At 37.1% G+C, this 15326-nt stretch carries 14 protein-coding genes; 9 read left to right on the top strand and 5 right to left on the bottom strand.

The genetic code is table 11. The annotated features are described in order from the left end of the window. Positions 1 to 190 precede the first annotated feature (190 nt). The 3 genes from modA to modC are packed head-to-tail and all read left to right on the top strand — an operon-like array spanning position 191 to position 2668. Positions 191 to 910 (top strand): molybdate ABC transporter substrate-binding protein, encoded by a 720-nt coding sequence (gene modA / locus SP041_RS11840; RefSeq protein WP_025563126.1) that lies wholly within the window; start codon positions 191 to 193, stop codon positions 908 to 910. Then, the gene (gene modB / locus SP041_RS11835) at positions 910 to 1596 is read left to right on the top strand and encodes a molybdate ABC transporter permease subunit (protein WP_025563125.1); all 687 of its coding nucleotides are present in this window, start codon (positions 910 to 912) and stop codon (positions 1594 to 1596) included. The genes modA and modB overlap by 1 nt, the downstream gene beginning before the upstream one ends. Next, positions 1589 to 2668 (top strand): molybdenum ABC transporter ATP-binding protein, encoded by a 1080-nt coding sequence (gene modC, locus SP041_RS11830; protein ID WP_025563124.1) that lies wholly within the window; start codon positions 1589 to 1591, stop codon positions 2666 to 2668. Before modB ends, modC begins: the two co-directional genes overlap by 8 nt. Before the next feature lie 62 nt (positions 2669 to 2730). On the opposite strand, the gene SP041_RS11825 is transcribed toward modC, so the two are convergent. Both SP041_RS11825 and SP041_RS11820 read right to left on the bottom strand, forming a co-directional pair. Beyond that, a complete protein-coding gene (locus SP041_RS11825) occupies positions 2731 to 3609 on the bottom strand; it encodes a U32 family peptidase (RefSeq protein WP_025563123.1) in 879 nt (292 codons plus the stop codon). A gap of 36 nt (positions 3610 to 3645) precedes the next feature. Beyond that, complete coding sequence (locus tag SP041_RS11820; RefSeq protein ID WP_025563122.1) at positions 3646 to 4659, bottom strand: peptidase U32 family protein; 1014 nt, start codon at positions 4657 to 4659, stop codon at positions 3646 to 3648. A gap of 208 nt (positions 4660 to 4867) precedes the next feature. Here SP041_RS11820 and SP041_RS11815 point away from each other — a divergent pair, with 208 nt between their 5' ends. Together SP041_RS11815 and SP041_RS11810 are read left to right on the top strand one after the other, a co-directional pair. Next, positions 4868 to 5404, top strand: coding sequence for an SCP2 sterol-binding domain-containing protein (locus tag SP041_RS11815; protein ID WP_037048109.1), 537 nt, complete (start codon positions 4868 to 4870; stop codon positions 5402 to 5404). A 96-nt stretch (positions 5405 to 5500) separates the two neighbouring features. Then, the gene (locus tag SP041_RS11810; RefSeq protein WP_037048107.1) at positions 5501 to 5803 is read left to right on the top strand and encodes a YkgJ family cysteine cluster protein; all 303 of its coding nucleotides are present in this window, start codon (positions 5501 to 5503) and stop codon (positions 5801 to 5803) included. A gap of 244 nt (positions 5804 to 6047) precedes the next feature. On the opposite strand, the gene epd is transcribed toward SP041_RS11810, so the two are convergent. Further along, positions 6048 to 7067: an erythrose-4-phosphate dehydrogenase gene (epd, locus tag SP041_RS11805; RefSeq protein WP_025563119.1), complete on the bottom strand. Its 1020-nt coding sequence runs from the start codon at positions 7065 to 7067 to the stop codon at positions 6048 to 6050. A 490-nt stretch (positions 7068 to 7557) separates the two neighbouring features. Here epd and SP041_RS11800 point away from each other — a divergent pair, with 490 nt between their 5' ends. Continuing rightward, entirely contained in the window at positions 7558 to 9138 is a 1581-nt protein-coding gene (locus SP041_RS11800; RefSeq protein ID WP_025563117.1) for a BCCT family transporter, read from the top strand. A gap of 712 nt (positions 9139 to 9850) precedes the next feature. Here the strand turns inward: SP041_RS11800 and SP041_RS11795 are convergent. Then, on the bottom strand, positions 9851 to 10567 hold the full coding sequence (locus SP041_RS11795) for a 3'-5' exonuclease (RefSeq protein ID WP_025563116.1): 717 nt from the start codon (positions 10565 to 10567) through the stop codon (positions 9851 to 9853). Between the two features lie 9 nt (positions 10568 to 10576). After that, positions 10577 to 12454 (bottom strand): DUF294 nucleotidyltransferase-like domain-containing protein, encoded by a 1878-nt coding sequence (locus SP041_RS11790; RefSeq protein WP_025563115.1) that lies wholly within the window; start codon positions 12452 to 12454, stop codon positions 10577 to 10579. A 310-nt stretch (positions 12455 to 12764) separates the two neighbouring features. On the opposite strand from SP041_RS11790, the gene SP041_RS11785 reads away from it, so the two are divergent. The 3 genes from SP041_RS11785 (at position 12765) to SP041_RS11775 (ending at position 15110) form a co-directional block, all read left to right on the top strand. Next, positions 12765 to 13460, top strand: coding sequence for a CDP-alcohol phosphatidyltransferase family protein (locus SP041_RS11785; protein ID WP_025563114.1), 696 nt, complete (start codon positions 12765 to 12767; stop codon positions 13458 to 13460). Further along, entirely contained in the window at positions 13453 to 14385 is a 933-nt protein-coding gene (locus SP041_RS11780) for a phosphatidate cytidylyltransferase (protein WP_025563113.1), read from the top strand. The genes SP041_RS11785 and SP041_RS11780 overlap by 8 nt, the downstream gene beginning before the upstream one ends. A 71-nt stretch (positions 14386 to 14456) precedes the next feature. Further along, positions 14457 to 15110, top strand: coding sequence for a lysophospholipid acyltransferase family protein (locus SP041_RS11775; RefSeq protein ID WP_025563112.1), 654 nt, complete (start codon positions 14457 to 14459; stop codon positions 15108 to 15110). Positions 15111 to 15326 lie beyond the last annotated feature (216 nt).

Below are 15326 nucleotides of genomic sequence, written 5' to 3'. Positions count from 1 at the left end.
TTTAAGTGGCAGATTCAAGTTATGTTCGAATCAATTTTTGAATTCACTTTGTTACTGTATTCACTTTCTTACACCGCCCTCTATGCTTGATTGGTTCTAGTTTAAGGGATAGAGTTCTCCACCTCTGTATTTGAACCCTTTTTTTTGAGCATCGCCATTTTGAGCATTTCCATAAAGGTTATTAACATTAATGAATAAATACCTAAGCATTATTCTTTTTATATTCACTGGTTTAGTCAGCCTCCAAAGTCATGCTGCTTTAAACGTTGCAGTCGCTAGCAACTTTAAATTATTAGCATTAGATATTGGACAACAATTTTCTAATAAATACGCTATCGACGTTAATATCTCTAGCGCTTCAACGGGCACGTTGTACCAACAAATATTACGTGGTGCTCCTTTTGATCTATTTTTATCAGCAGATCAAAAACATATCGATCTATTAAAAGCAGAAAACAAAACAACACAACCAGACTTTATCTATGCACAGGGGCGTTTAGTATTTTGGCAACCCAATGCTTTAAGCAATCCTACAATAGATGATTTTATGGCTTACACAGGTCGGCTCGCCATCGCAAATCCTAAGTTTGCTCCTTATGGTATTGCTGCACAGCAATCGCTTGAATTTACACATAAATGGCAATCTCTGCAGTACATACAAGGTAATAACATCAACCAAGCTTATCAATTTGTAGAATCGAAAAATGTTGTTGCAGGGTTAGTATCGTATGCCGCAGTACTACAAAAAAATCAACAGCATTATTTGTTAATTCCCACTGCATGGCATCAACCATTAATACAATCAGGTATCGTACTCAATGATAAGAAGTTAAAGGAAGCTAATTTGTTTCGAGACTTTTTACTGTCTAAGGAAGTACAACAACAGATTAAATCTCAGGGTTATAATTAATGCTAAGCGCTGGAGATTACCAAGCAATTTGGTTAACCCTTAAATTAGCGAGTTTGACTACGTTATTGCTGATGATCATTGCTCCTCCTTTGGCGTGGTGGTTAGCGCGCAGCCAAACAAAAATACGTCCGCTAATAGAATCGCTTGTCGCCTTACCTTTAGTATTACCTCCCACTGTTTTAGGCTTTTATTTATTAATCGCTTTTTCTCCAGAACATTTTTTAGGCGAATGGTGGTTGAGCTTTAACGATACTTCATTGGCATTTTCATTTACTGGTTTAGTGATTGCTTCAGTGATCTACTCATTACCCTTTGTTGTTCAGCCTTTGCAAAGTGCTTTTGTGCATTTAGACAAAAGCTATTTAGAAGTCAGTGCGACACTTGGTTATGGAAAGTATGAACGGTTATACAAAATAATATTTCCAATGTTATTACCTAGTTTTATTATTGCTGGTGCATTAGGTTTTGCACATACCATTGGCGAATTTGGTGTGGTGTTGATGATTGGTGGTAACATTCCTGGGGAGACGCAAGTGTTATCTATTCTCTTATTTGATCATGTTGAATCTCTGCAATACAGTTCAGCGCATCAACTTTCTTTCATCTTATTAGCTTTTTCGACCTCTTTGCTGGTGGTGATATATGGGTTCCTGCAAAAACGTCAACAGAGAGTGTTAAATGCTTAAATTTAATATTCAAAAATCCTTTAAAGGGCAAGACAAGCACAGTAAAGATTTACACTTTAAAGGTGAAGTTGACTTATCCGGTGTGTGTACCATTTTTGGTGATTCTGGCGCAGGTAAAACCACGTTATTACGTTGTTTAATAGGGTTAGAAAGCTGTACGGGTAATATTACCTTTCAAGGACAACAGTGGTTAGGATCTAATGGTAATAACAAGATCCATAAGTTAGCAGTGGAAGATCGGAACATCGGCGTTGTCTTTCAAGAACCCAGGCTATTCCCGCATTTGAATGTGCAACAAAACTTGGAATTGGCAGTACGAAAAGCAAAAAACAGCACGTTTACCATTCACCATTTAGCAGAAAAATTAGGTTTTTCAGATCTTTTATCACACCAAACAACTCAGTTGTCTGGTGGGCAAAAGCAACGAATTGCCATCGCTCGCGCGTTATTAACTAATCCTGCATTATTAGTCATGGATGAACCTCTTTCATCGTTAGATGTGACCAGTAAACGACTACTATTACCTTTTTTAAAGCAGGTAAGTGAACAAATTCCCATTCTTTATATTACTCATTCAGAGCATGAGCTGTTTTATCTTAGTAAACAGATGTTGTTGGTTAATGATGGTCAAGTTGAAGCGATTGGTGAGCCACAGAAGCTATTTTTAGATAGTCATCTATCGTTGATAAAGTTTGCACAACAAGGATTAATTTTAACGGTCTTAGTGAAAGAATATGATCAACAAGAAGCGTTGATCAAAGGGTGCTTAGACGGTCAAATATTGTATGTTTCTGCAGAACAAGCACCTACCACATCGCAAATACAAGTAAAAATAAACAGTCGTGATGTGATTGTTGCGCTTAAGCCTATTGAAGGGAGTTCGTTATTAAACTGCTTATCAGCGCAAATAGTCGACTTCTCTCAAGACAACCAAAAAGCAGTGGTCTTGACCTTACAAGTACAATCACAATCAATTTATGCGTACATTACGCTACGCTCGTTTAACAAACTTAACTTAGCGATTGGAAGCCATGTTTATGCTCATGTTAAAACCATGAGCATAATTAATTAATGTGTTAACTAATGCATTAGCGAATGTATTTACTGGTTAAGCGCCCTTAAAGTAAATCAACATTAACCTTGTAAAGAAAGGCCTGCAATTTGATGCCAATAACCATTACATTGTAAGTTATCGTGCTTAACGTATTGCTCTGCACCTAATATCTTTTGTTTGAACTGATGTAATGTGGTTAAGCTATCCATAGAGCTTGGGCTAACGCGTGCGACATCAACGAGACCTGTCATACTTTCAATATCATTGAGTAAGTTATAACAATAACCAGATTGAGTTTGTATGCCGTTCAGTACAAATACTTGTTGGCCTTCCTGAGTACTCGTCGCTCTTCCCTGTGGGTATTTGATACAACAAAGTTCGCAATCATCTTTCGCTTTATTTTCAGACCTTGCGGTAAAGCAACGTGCAGAATAAGCTAACGGTAAATGACCATGTGCAAAAACTTCTACTTCGAATTGACCTCTTATGCCCATTTTTTCTGCATCTGTTAATGCTTTTTGTAACCAGTCTCGGGAAAGTTCTACGGGCATAACCCAACGATGCATGCCTTTGTTTACAAATAACTTAAGCGTATGAGCGTTATAACAATTGATGGCAGGGCCGCAAACAAAAGGCACTTTCTTTTCTGATAACAATTGAATGCCGCCAATATCATTGGCTTCTACGGACATTTCTCCATTTTCACAAAGTTGTTTTAATACTTTGATTTCTGATGGGGCTTCTAATAACGCCATGCTCGATAAAACAATCTCTTTGCCTTGGTGATTGAGCTCTTTAGCTAAATTTATCCAATCACGCGCTTTCAATTCACGACGTTTGCTACAGACAGTTTCGCCTAAATAAATAATATCAGCATCGCTGCTCATGGCTTGTTGATAAAAGTCTTCGGTTGTTTGTTTTGGCCAATAATATAATAAAGGCCCTAATGATAATTTCATATTTAATCCTAACTTTGATGCGTTAAAATAGAGCGACTATTGCCAATCGCGATGATAAGCACCTAAGGTTGTTTGGCTACCTTCAGATACATTGGCTAAAACAGCATTCCAGTCAGCTTCTACTTTATAATCCGCTGGTGATTGTTTGTAGTTATCAATGGCCGCACGCCATACCTTAGTAATTTGCTCAACATAAGCAGGGCTGCGTTGACGGCCTTCAATTTTGACTGATTTGACGTTGGCCATAAATAATTCAGGCAATATGGATAAGGTATTCAAACTGGTGGGTTCTTCAAGCGCGTGGTAAAGGATCTTCTCTTCATTATCAATGCTATCTACGGTAAATTTGCCTTTACATAAAGTAGGGTAGCCAGCCTTTTCATTTTCTTGATAACGATCAATTAAAATATCATTGAGACGAGACTCCAGGCCTTTCTCTGTTTCTTGCCAACGAACATATTTAGCAGGCGAACAAGCGCCAACCGTATTGGGTGACTCGCCCGTAAAGTAAGACGACAAATAACAACGGCCTTCAGCCATAATACACAGGCTGCCAAAAGCGAAGACTTCTAAGTCGATAGACGTATTACGCGCTAATTGCTTTACCTGATGAAGCGACAAAACCCGAGGCAATACCACACGCTTTACATTAAAGTTTTGTTGATAAAAATCGATAGCGGCAGTGTTTGTTGCTGAAGCCTGAACCGATAAATGTAATTCTAAATCAGGGTACTTATTAGCTGCATAATCAAGTGTCGCAATATCGGCAATAATGGCGGCATTCGCTCCTAAATCCACACATTTATCAACGGCGTTAAACCAACGCTTTTCTTCGCCTGGGTGAGCGAATGTATTAATGGCTACGTGTAAATGTTTATTGTGATCACGTACATATTGAGCGCCTTTTGCGAGTTTTTTATCATTAAAGTTTAACCCTGCAAAATGGCGTGCGTTAGTATCATCTTTTAACCCTACGTAGACAGCATCTGCACCACAATCAATGGCGGTCTTTAATGCGGGTAAACTGCCTGCTGGACATAATAATTCCATACAATAACTCCATTTTTATTAATATCGTTATTGTAAAAAGTTATTTTAATTGTTTATTGATGTAGGGCATACAACTTACATTCATCATGATATTTTCAAAAAATAAGTATCAATAATAGAACGTATGTTGATTTAAACTAAGTTGTGGTTTTTACGAACGTTTATAATTTGTTTCTTATTTTAAAAGATGATCATTGAAAGGAATATCATGCTGATACCATTACGTAACAAACTATTGCAAAAGCTTGTGGTCATTACACCTCAATTCTTAGCGGTACCCAGTCAATTTATTCCATTTAGCGTGCAACAAAAATGTTTGCTCTCAATCATTAACCATATTTTTAAAGAAGCGATTGAAGACGATGATTTAGCTTTTTTAGAGGGGAAATGGTTAAAAGTGACGGTGACTGATTTGAAGTTAACGTGGTTCATCAGTTTTGATGACAATATTATCGTTAAAGATAAAGCAGAACAGACCGATGTGTCATTCAGTGCGACGCTGAATGACCTTATTTTAGTTGCTGGCCGCAAAGAAGATCCTGATACGTTATTTTTTCAACGTCGCCTAAAAATACAAGGCGATACAGAACTAGGATTAGAAGTTAAAAACCTATTGGATAACATTGAATTTGAGCAATTATCGCCATTCATTGAAAGAATGATCGTGACTTTGTCTGATTTGATTAAAACAGGTGTGTCGATACCAGTTTCGCCTGATACTAATGTGCTTAACATTAAAATTTGAAAGTAAAAATAAACTGTTGATCACAACAAGGTATCTTTTAAAGGCTTAGCGCTATAGGCTTAGCACTTTACATTTTAATAACTACATTGTGGATGAATGACTGACTCTAACCCTATAGCAATAAAAGAAGTAAATAGCCCTGATTTAACCTGTGCTAAATGCAATGCTGCGTGCTGCCAATTAGAGGTCATGCTAATCACGGATACCGGTGTGCCTGATCAATATATCGAACATGATCAGTGGGGTGGTGAAACGATGAAACGTTTAGATGATGGATGGTGTATCTGTGTTGACCGAGATACAAAGCTCTGCACTATCTATGAAAACAGACCTTGGGTATGCCGAATATTCGAAATGGGCTCTTACGAATGTAGTGTTGAATTTGTGGCGGCTAAATAAAGGTGTGTTAAAAAGACGTTTATTGAATGGCTGAAATAATAAACTGATCACTATCAAGTAGTTGACTGCAGAATAAAGCTTTAATGCTGTACAGAAGAATAGAAAGCATTGAATGTTGAATAAGACTTAAACGTGTATTAATAACACTATCAATTTATGCAGTTTAGGATTTTACGATTATTAATCAACCCTAATCTGCACCAACTTCATGAGTTCACCAACGCCATAACGATGAATCTGAAACTTACTGCTCTGATAATTTCTTTAAGTGTAAGCAAGTATCTAATAAACGATTAGCAAAACCCCATTCATTATCACACCACACTAATAGTTTAACTAAGTTGCCATCGCTCACACGTGTTTGAGTACCATCAATAATACAAGAGCGCGGATCATGATTAAAATCCACTGACACTAATGGCGCTTCCGTGTAACCCAAAATACCTTTTAGTTCACCTTCTGCTATCTGTTTTAAACATTGGTTTATATCAGCAATTGAAACGCTTTTATCAACGGTAATACTCAAATCCATGGCCGTGACATTAATGGTGGGTACACGTACGGCAATCGCTTCAAACTTATTAGCAAACTTAGGTAAAATTCGCTCTATACCTGCTGCTAGTTTTGTATCAACAGGGATAATTGATTGGCTAGCTGCTCGCGTTCTACGTAAGTCATGGTGATAAGAGTCAATGACGGGTTGGTCATTCATTGCCGAATGAATAGTGGTAATAGTGCCGCACTTAATACTGAAAGCGTCATCTAAAATAGCAATCACAGGAACAATACAATTGGTTGTACAAGATGCCCCTGAAATATATTGCTCTTTACCCGTTAATTGTTGGTGGTTAACACCATAAACAACCGTGGCATCGACATCTTGATCGGCTGGGTGTGAAAACACTACTTTCTTAGCACCCGCTAACAAATGTGCATCGGCATCCGCTTTTGATCCATAGATACCGGTACAATCAATAACGATATCAATGTCTAATGCTTTCCAAGGTAAGTCATTAATGTCTTTAAACGCTAATAATTGAATAGGGTGCTGCTCAATTATCAGTAAGTCATGGCTTTGTGTGACTTCGAAAGGAAAGCGTCCATGCGTTGAATCATATTGAGTTAGGTGACAAATCGCCTCGGGTGTCGCTAATTCATTGATCGCGACTATATCGATTTGTGTTTGATGATGACCTTCAAATAGTGCTCGTACAACACTACGTCCAATACGCCCATAACCATTTATTGCAATTCGAAGTGCCATTAACATTCCACATAAAAAAGGTAAAAAAGCATTGTAATGCCAAAACCATTAATTATCTATCATTTCCCTTAGTGTTGAGAAGGTTGTTTGTATTAATAAGGAGGTCTAATTAAGCAACAAGAACAATGAGTTATCGTTATCTTTTTTAGTCACAATATTTTTGATAAAACAGTTAAAGAAGTGAGCCTTGTTAGCAGCATCAAGACGTTTTTTATGTGTAACCTTTAAAGTCGATATCACCGTATATAAAATATTAGACAAGAGAATAGATAAGAACAAATGAGAGAGTATATATGACAATCCATTGTTATTTTTATTACCTTCTAATGGTCAGTTTTAGACCAATTTCAGATAAATATGAGCTAATTGATAATGTACCGCTGAAATGTGACATTGATTTTGCTATTATGTTTCACCGACATATGTTTGTTATTATGCATTCGGTCAAATGGATTAATAATGAAGAGCGGTATGCTCTAAATGAGGATTAATGAGTTTAAATAAAGATAAGTACAGTATCGATAACACCGATTACACTGTAGGTCAGGATAATGTTCAAAAATGGGGGTTTGATGTTCACAATCCTGTTTTTGGATTTAGTGCAGGTTTCATTGCACTGTTTTTAATTGCGATTATGTTAGTTGACCCTGAAGTTTCAAAAGCGGCATTAGACGGGTTAAAATGGCAAATTATAGGTATGTTTGATGGGCTATTTATGTGGTCTGCTAATATATTTGTTGTTTTCTGTTTAGCCTTAGTGGTATCACCTTTTGGTAAAATTCGCCTTGGTGGTGATGATGCTAAAAGCGATTACTCAACCATGTCTTGGATAGCAATGTTATTTGCTGCCGGTATGGGTATTGGTCTTATGTTTTGGGGGGTTGCTGAACCTGTTGCATATTTCACTGGTTGGTATGAAACACCATTAAATGTCACACCTAATACACCAGAAGCGGCTAAGCTAGCGTTAGGCGCAACCATGTTCCATTGGGGTTTACACCCTTGGGCAATTTACGGTGTTGTTGCATTATCATTAGCTTTCTTTGCTTATAACAAAGGTTTACCGCTTTCAATGCGTTCTGTGTTCTATCCTATTTTAGGTGATCGCACATGGGGTTGGCCTGGTCATATTGTTGATATCTTTGCTGTTATCGCAACCTTGTTTGGTCTTGCAACGTCTTTAGGTTTAGGCGCTCAACAAGCTGCAAGTGGTTTTCATCATGTATTTGGTATTGATGATGGCTTATTAACGCAAATCATCATTATTGTCGTTGTCACACTGTTAGCCGTTGTATCGGTTGTACGTGGTATTGATGGTGGTGTTAAAGTCATCAGTAACATTAATATGTTATTAGCGATTGTATTAATTGTTTTTGTTGCATTAGTGACAATGGCTGTTTCAATGGGCACTATTCCTACGACTGTAATGGGCTATATAGAAAACATTATCCCGCTAAGTAACCCGATTGGTCGTGAAGATGAAGCGTGGATGCACGGTTGGACTGTGTTCTATTGGGCTTGGTGGATTTCATGGTCTCCTTTCGTAGGTATGTTCATTGCACGTGTTTCACGTGGTCGTACGGTACGTGAATTCCTTATCGCTGTATTAATTATTCCAACGGTTGTCACCATTCTTTGGATGTCAGTGTTCGGTGGTGTCGCGATTGATCAAATCATTAATAACGTCGGTGAGTTAGGTGCAAACGGTTTAACTGAAGTACCGCTTGCTATGTTCCAAATGTTTGACCAATTACCATTTGGTAACATTCTTTCACTATTGGCTGTGGTCTTAGTATTGGTATTCTTTATTACCTCTTCTGACTCTGGTTCATTAGTTATCGACAGTATTACTGCTGGTGGTAAAGTTGATGCGCCTGTTCCACAACGTATTTTCTGGGCATTAATAGAAGGTGCTATCGCAATTGCATTGCTTTGGGTTGGCGGCACAAATGCTATCCAAGCACTACAAGCGGGTGCTATCTCAACGGCATTACCATTCACTATTATTCTGTTAATAATGTGTGTGAGTTTGTTGATGGGTATGCGTACTGAAAAACATAATAAAAGCTAGTTTGACTGCTACTAATTTCACTATTATTAGTTTAATAGGTAGCTTTCACTATTAGTTTGCAGCAATAGTTTGACTATTCGTTGTATTAAAGCGGAATCATTAAAAGTGATTCCGCTTTTTTTATGGGGTTTGTATTAGTAAGACTGAGTCAATGGGATGTATAGAACACCCTCAATTCAGTATAAGCAAAGCGATACAACACCGCTATATCCATAGATTTCTGCGTTAAATAATCTCTCAATACTCAATAACCCGTTATTGCTTCAATAATTCGCCTCGAACTGCGCAAAACTAACGGCACTGAATAGCAAAAATATAGCTTTATGCTTTTAAATCTAATGCCGCTTTCATTAATCAGAATTGAGGTTAGAAATTAAACTTAACGGTTATATGAAAGCTAATGCGATTGAAAAAAGTATCATTTAAAAAGTGCGATTAAAAAAGTGCGATTAATAAAAAGGAGGGGGTAAATTCAATAGAGGGATTTAGTGCTACAAAGACATGAGGCTAAACGGTGGTGCAACTGTGTGTCGTTTTATAGATGTGGTGTTTATAGAAGTGGCATTTTATAGATGTGGTTTATAGACGTTGCGTTTTATAGATATTGACTCTGGCTACACTTCTTCCAATCTATCTTTGATTCATTGGCTTTAAAGTATTACCTCATCGTCGCTCACGATAAGGAAATACTCATTTCAATGTTGTTTAAAGCTTATAACCAGATGTTTTTAATCGGTGTTTCAGGGCTGTAATAATAACTCACTTGCGCTTGTAATAACTCTGCAGTCGCAATCGCATCGGTTAATGCATCATGTGGTTGATAACCGGGTAAGTTATAACGCAGACGACTATTTCCTAAACGAATAGAACCTGGTCTTTTACCTTTCAGCCAATTAAAAAAGCCTTGTATTTGTTTATTCTGAATTTCAGCTTCAATTTGCATCGTATCAATCACTGGGAAAATAATCCCTTCATCAATCAATGCGCGTAAGTTTAAATCTAAAAAGTCACGTTCAATATTACGGTAATGTACCACCACAATCTTACCTGCTAATTCATCAAGTAACTGATTTAAAATACGTCTTAAATCAGGTGCACCTTTCAAGTCAGAATGAGTGATACCGTGGATAATCACTGACTCCTCCTCAAGCTTATCTTGTGGATTAACGTACCATTTTTTTGCTTGGTTACAGAATATTCTGTTTAAGGTAAAAGGCACTAAACCAATACTAATAATACTATTTTGTTTAGGATCTAAACCTGTTGTTTCAAAATCTAAAGCAACAAACTCGATGTCTTTTAACAAAGTGTCATCATGGTAAGTGCCTGTCTTATAGAATGTTTTGAGCCGTGAATCTTTACAGTTTTGCGCCTGTAACTGTAAATAAGCATTCCAATTTAAGATTTTTTTATTAGTAAAATTATGCATCTATAAACCTTAAAATTTGTTTGCTGTGTAACGATATTTTAAAAAGTTTTGAGCATTACTTAATACTAAAAATGCGTCCTTAAGATTACGTCTTTCAAGATCGGACATATTCTCTGGCTCAATATTATTATCAGGCTCAATGTCAGACTCAACATCCAATGATTGATGACGTAAACGTACTAAGGAGATTAACTCCATGGCATGCCTTAAATCAGCACCTTTAGATTTAGGCAATATACCCGCTTCAATAATATCTTCTAAACGATCAAAAGAGTTTTGAGATTGAGAACCGATCGCTAAAGCATGCACTCGAATTAAGTCAGCAAGTGGGGCTGTACCACGACGTTTTAGGTTGATGGAGTTGTTATGTCGTCCATCATTTTCCATTACAAAGTCTTTAAAGAAACCTAGTGGTGGTTTTCTATTAAGCGCATTACGCGCCATACAAGCAAGGAATCGATTGTTCTTTTTTGCTCGACGTAAAATAAAGGCATTAAGCTGTTCAGCCCATTTCACTCGACCATACACACCGGTTAAATCAAAGAAAATATTACAGTTTAATAATGCTTTAGGGTTGGGATTATCTATCCAGTCGGTAAAACAAGTTTCCCATTGCGTTTGCGTTTTACGATACTCTGGATTGGTCGCCATGATCTCGCCAGTACAATAAACATAACCACAGGCATCTAAGCCGTCACATACAAAGTGAGATAGCTTTTCAAAGTATTTGCCGTGTAACTTTTCATCGTAACTATTATCTAAAATCAGTCCATTATCTTGGTCTGTTACTAAGAGTTGCTCGTCACGTGCCATTGAACCCAACGCTAAAAAACAATATGGGATAGGCGGTGGTCCAAACTGTTCTTCTGCTAATTCTAATAAACGCTGCTTAAAGCTACGTCCAATTTCAGACATCGCTCGTCCAACCATGTGTGAATTGGCGTCTTCATTAACCATTCGTACAAAACAATCTTTTAATTGAACAGATAGTTGGGCTAGATCTTCAGTGCTTTGTTGTTGAAAAATACTGCTTACAAATAACAAACTGTTTTGAGACTCATAACGGATAATGTCAGAGACTTCAATTAAGCCGATTGGGCGCTTATTTTTCATAATAGGTAAGTGATGTACGTTATGGCGTAACATAATTAACATTGCTTCAAAAATATAGGCGTTATGATCTAATGACATTAACTCTGTAGACATCACCTCGGATACAGGTGTTTCAACACTTAAGCCAGAGGCAATTACTTTTGCACAAAGGTCATGCTCAGTAATTAAACCAACAAAACTGTAACCTTCTTGGTCATCAATACTTGGGTCTTTAATTAACGCGGCTGATTGGCTTTCTTCTGCCATTATTTTTGCAACAGATTGAATACTACTATCACTCGGTAAAATCAGCGGCTCTCTGGTTAATAAGGTTTTCACCTTAGAGGTCGTTAGTGCATTACCATTATCGCTTTTATTTTCTACTGCTTGTTTTAAGCGAGTGCTATCTTCCGCTTCTACAAAATCAGCGAAGCTTTCAAAGCGATCACATAAATCATAAAAAACAGAACCTGGAATGCAATATAAGAGGGTATCTTTGGTCGTTTTAGCGGGAAAACGGACTTTATTACTGGTTAATAAACCCATTTGACCAAAGAGTTTCCCTTGATCTAATCGGTTATAAAGGTTGCCATTACGTCTATAAATTTCAACTACGCCACTACGTATCATATACAGCTCATTAATATCATCTTTAAAGTCAATAATATTGGTTTCTGCACGGTAATAAGAAATTTCAACACTGCGTACAACATCAGCTAATGCTTCTTCGGGAAGTTGGTCAAAAGGGGCGTGTTGGCTGATAAAATCTTGAATTTCTAATAGTTCAACTTCCATGAGGAGCTCGATATATAGGTGGATAGATAATGATCTGATATTACACAACTTCTATTGACTATGTTAGTCGCGAGTTAATAAATACAGTCATTTTTTTAGCTGTTCAGTACATCATTTAATAGCAAAAATATTAGGTATAAAATCAATGTATTTGTTACTGGTATTTTACTCTCTAAATTTATAATCGTCTAAACAAAAGCTTAGATACCGTTAGCAAATAATTTAAAGTAATATGTCATAAAAATGTATATTAATGATTAAGTGATAATAGTTAAGTGGTTTTTACTAATCGGTTTTGTAAGGAAACAGAATGACAGACTCAGATGCTCGTCGCCCCCTAAAAGTTCGTGATTTAAAAATAATGAATCAAATCGCGATTGCTTTAAGTAAACGTAATATCTCCCCTAATCAAATATCAATCGCTAGTGTCTTTTTTGCGCTTTTATCTGGTCTATGTTTAATTGCTGTCGGTTCAGGCAGTAGCATTTGGTTGAGTTGGTTAGCCGCCATATTGGTTCAATGCCGATTATTATGTAATTTATTCGATGGAATGGTGGCGATGGAAGGCGGAAAATCAACGCCTTCAGGTGAGTTGTTTAATGATATTCCCGATAGAGTCGCTGACCCATTAATTTTGGTGTGTGCAGGTTATGCCATTGCTGTTTTTCCATGGGCAACAGAGTTAGGTTGGTTAGCCGGATTGTTAGCTGTAATGACAGCTTATGTACGCGTACTGGCTACGTCAATGAGTGCTCCGACTTTATTTACCGGACCAATGGCAAAACAACATCGAATGGCTATTATGACATTCGCACTATTGTTAATGCCATTTGAAGCACTTTTGTTTGATACTCAAGGTTATATTCTACTAATAGCATTGTTCAGTATTTGTATTGGTTGTGTGATCACTATATTTAACCGCAGCCGCGACGCTTACCAGTATTTAGAGTCACCTCAAACAACGGATCAAACCATTAATCAGAGTAAGGAGAACGATAATGTTTAATATACCGTTACACTCTTTTTATATGATGTTGTTTGTGATTTTTTTATTAATCGCAGGCTCTTTAATTCGATTACGTTTACAACGTAAAAACCCGTCTGTTGATTACACTGAGCTAAAACAGCGAATTCAATCTTGGTGGTGGATGATTGCCATTTTATTTGGGATCTTATTAGCACCAACCACTATTTCAATTACATTTTTTGCATTATTAAGCTTTCTCGCATTAAAAGAATTTTTCTCAATAATGCCTACGCGCCAAGCTGATAGGCGTGTTTTATTATGGGCATATCTAGCGATACCGGCTCAATATTATTGGGTTGAGACAGCTTGGTATGGCATGTTTCTTATTTTTATCCCTATTTACGTCTTTCTGTTTTTACCGATGCGAGCTGTTTTTATTGGCGAAACCAAAGGATTTATTCGTTCTTTAGGCACTATTCATTGGGCTGTAATGTTATCAGTACTGTGCATTAGTCATATTGCTTATCTGTTGCAACTGCCTGTTATTAATGAAGAAGCAGGAGCCTTAGGGCTTGTATTATTTTTGATTTTTATTACGCAGTTTAATGATGTATGCCAGTATATTTGGGGTAAAACGTTCGGAAAACATAAAATTATACCGAAAGTCAGTCCTAAAAAAACATGGGAAGGGTTTATTGGTGGTGTGGTGACCGTTACTATTATTTCAGGATTACTCGCACCTTATTTAACACCATTAACCATGGTGCAAGGGTTTGTCGCAGGGTCGTTAATTGCAGTGAGTGGGTTTGTTGGCGACGTGGTTATTTCATCGGTTAAACGAGATTTAGCCATTAAAGACAGTGGCACACTAATTCCAGGACATGGCGGGTTATTAGACCGAATCGATAGCCTTATCTACACTGCTCCATTGTTTTTCCACTTTCTATACTACTTATGCTACTAAGCTAAACCCTATAGCATCATTACAGAGCCTAATAGAACAATTAGGCTTAATAGCATTAACAAGGACAGTTTATGAATCGTTGTTTAAAAATACTATTTTTTGCACTATTAGTTAAACCAATGGTGTTGTTGGGGCTAGGGTTAAATATCTTTTTCAAAGCAAGGCTACCTAAAGCAGGTCCTGCGATGGTGGTGGCAAATCATAATAGCCATTTAGATACCCTAGTATTAATGAGCCTGTATCCACTCAGTCAGATCCATAAAATACGACCAGTCGCTGCTGCTGATTATTTCTTATGTCATAAAGTCGTTGCTTGGTTCTCTCTGAATATCATAGGTATCATTCCTATTCAGCGCAGCAATATACGAGACAAAGAAGCGCTCTTTGCTGAGTGCCATAAAGCATTAGACAATGGCGATATATTACTCATCTTCCCTGAGGGTTCTCGTGGAAAGCCCGAAGCGTTAAGTGCATTAAAACGAGGCATTCACCACATTATTAAACAACGTCCATCCTTAAAAGTCGTTCCCGTGATGATGCATGGACTTGGCCGAGCATTACCTAAAGGTGAAAGGGTGTTTGTGCCTTTTAACTGTGATGTGGTGATTGGTGAAGCGATTCCATTTGAAGAAGATGCCAAACAATATATTGACTCGGTTTATCATTCATTAAATGAATTATTAGCGTTATGCATGACACGTCAATCCATTGTGCTGGATGAATAAAAGTACTAATTGATTTGTATCTTAATATTTATAATCTAACAATAAAGGTTATGATTCATAATATTAGGAATAATCAATAATATTGTTTTTGGCAGATTCAAGTCTGAAGTGCATAACGACTAAGCAGCTATAGCTGCCATATGTTCAGCCATTAATTTGGCTGGCGTATTGTAATCTAATTTCTTTCTTGGTCTTTCATTGAGTTTCACTATTACA

It is taken from the genome of Psychromonas sp. SP041 (assembly GCF_000470315.2).
Classification (GTDB): Bacteria; Pseudomonadota; Gammaproteobacteria; order Enterobacterales; family Psychromonadaceae; genus Psychromonas.
This window is presented reverse-complemented; position numbering and strand designations above follow the sequence as displayed.

What these genes read in the sequence shown, in the direction of transcription:
- modA (WP_025563126.1), top strand. Translation starts at nt 191, where the DNA reads ATGAATAAATACCTAAGCATTATTCTTTTTATATTCACTGGTTTAGTC.
- SP041_RS11800 (WP_025563117.1), top strand. Translation starts at nt 7,558, where the DNA reads ATGAGTTTAAATAAAGATAAGTACAGTATCGATAACACCGATTACACT.
- SP041_RS11820 (WP_025563122.1), bottom strand. Translation starts at nt 4,659, where the DNA reads ATGGAATTATTATGTCCAGCAGGCAGTTTACCCGCATTAAAGACCGCC.
- SP041_RS11785 (WP_025563114.1), top strand. Translation starts at nt 12,765, where the DNA reads ATGACAGACTCAGATGCTCGTCGCCCCCTAAAAGTTCGTGATTTAAAA.
- modB (WP_025563125.1), top strand. Translation starts at nt 910, where the DNA reads ATGCTAAGCGCTGGAGATTACCAAGCAATTTGGTTAACCCTTAAATTA.
- modC (WP_025563124.1), top strand. Translation starts at nt 1,589, where the DNA reads ATGCTTAAATTTAATATTCAAAAATCCTTTAAAGGGCAAGACAAGCAC.
- SP041_RS11810 (WP_037048107.1), top strand. Translation starts at nt 5,501, where the DNA reads ATGACTGACTCTAACCCTATAGCAATAAAAGAAGTAAATAGCCCTGAT.
- SP041_RS11825 (WP_025563123.1), bottom strand. Translation starts at nt 3,609, where the DNA reads ATGAAATTATCATTAGGGCCTTTATTATATTATTGGCCAAAACAAACA.
- SP041_RS11795 (WP_025563116.1), bottom strand. Translation starts at nt 10,567, where the DNA reads ATGCATAATTTTACTAATAAAAAAATCTTAAATTGGAATGCTTATTTA.
- SP041_RS11815 (WP_037048109.1), top strand. Translation starts at nt 4,868, where the DNA reads ATGCTGATACCATTACGTAACAAACTATTGCAAAAGCTTGTGGTCATT.
- SP041_RS11775 (WP_025563112.1), top strand. Translation starts at nt 14,457, where the DNA reads ATGAATCGTTGTTTAAAAATACTATTTTTTGCACTATTAGTTAAACCA.
- SP041_RS11780 (WP_025563113.1), top strand. Translation starts at nt 13,453, where the DNA reads ATGTTTAATATACCGTTACACTCTTTTTATATGATGTTGTTTGTGATT.
- SP041_RS11790 (WP_025563115.1), bottom strand. Translation starts at nt 12,454, where the DNA reads ATGGAAGTTGAACTATTAGAAATTCAAGATTTTATCAGCCAACACGCC.
- epd (WP_025563119.1), bottom strand. Translation starts at nt 7,067, where the DNA reads ATGGCACTTCGAATTGCAATAAATGGTTATGGGCGTATTGGACGTAGT.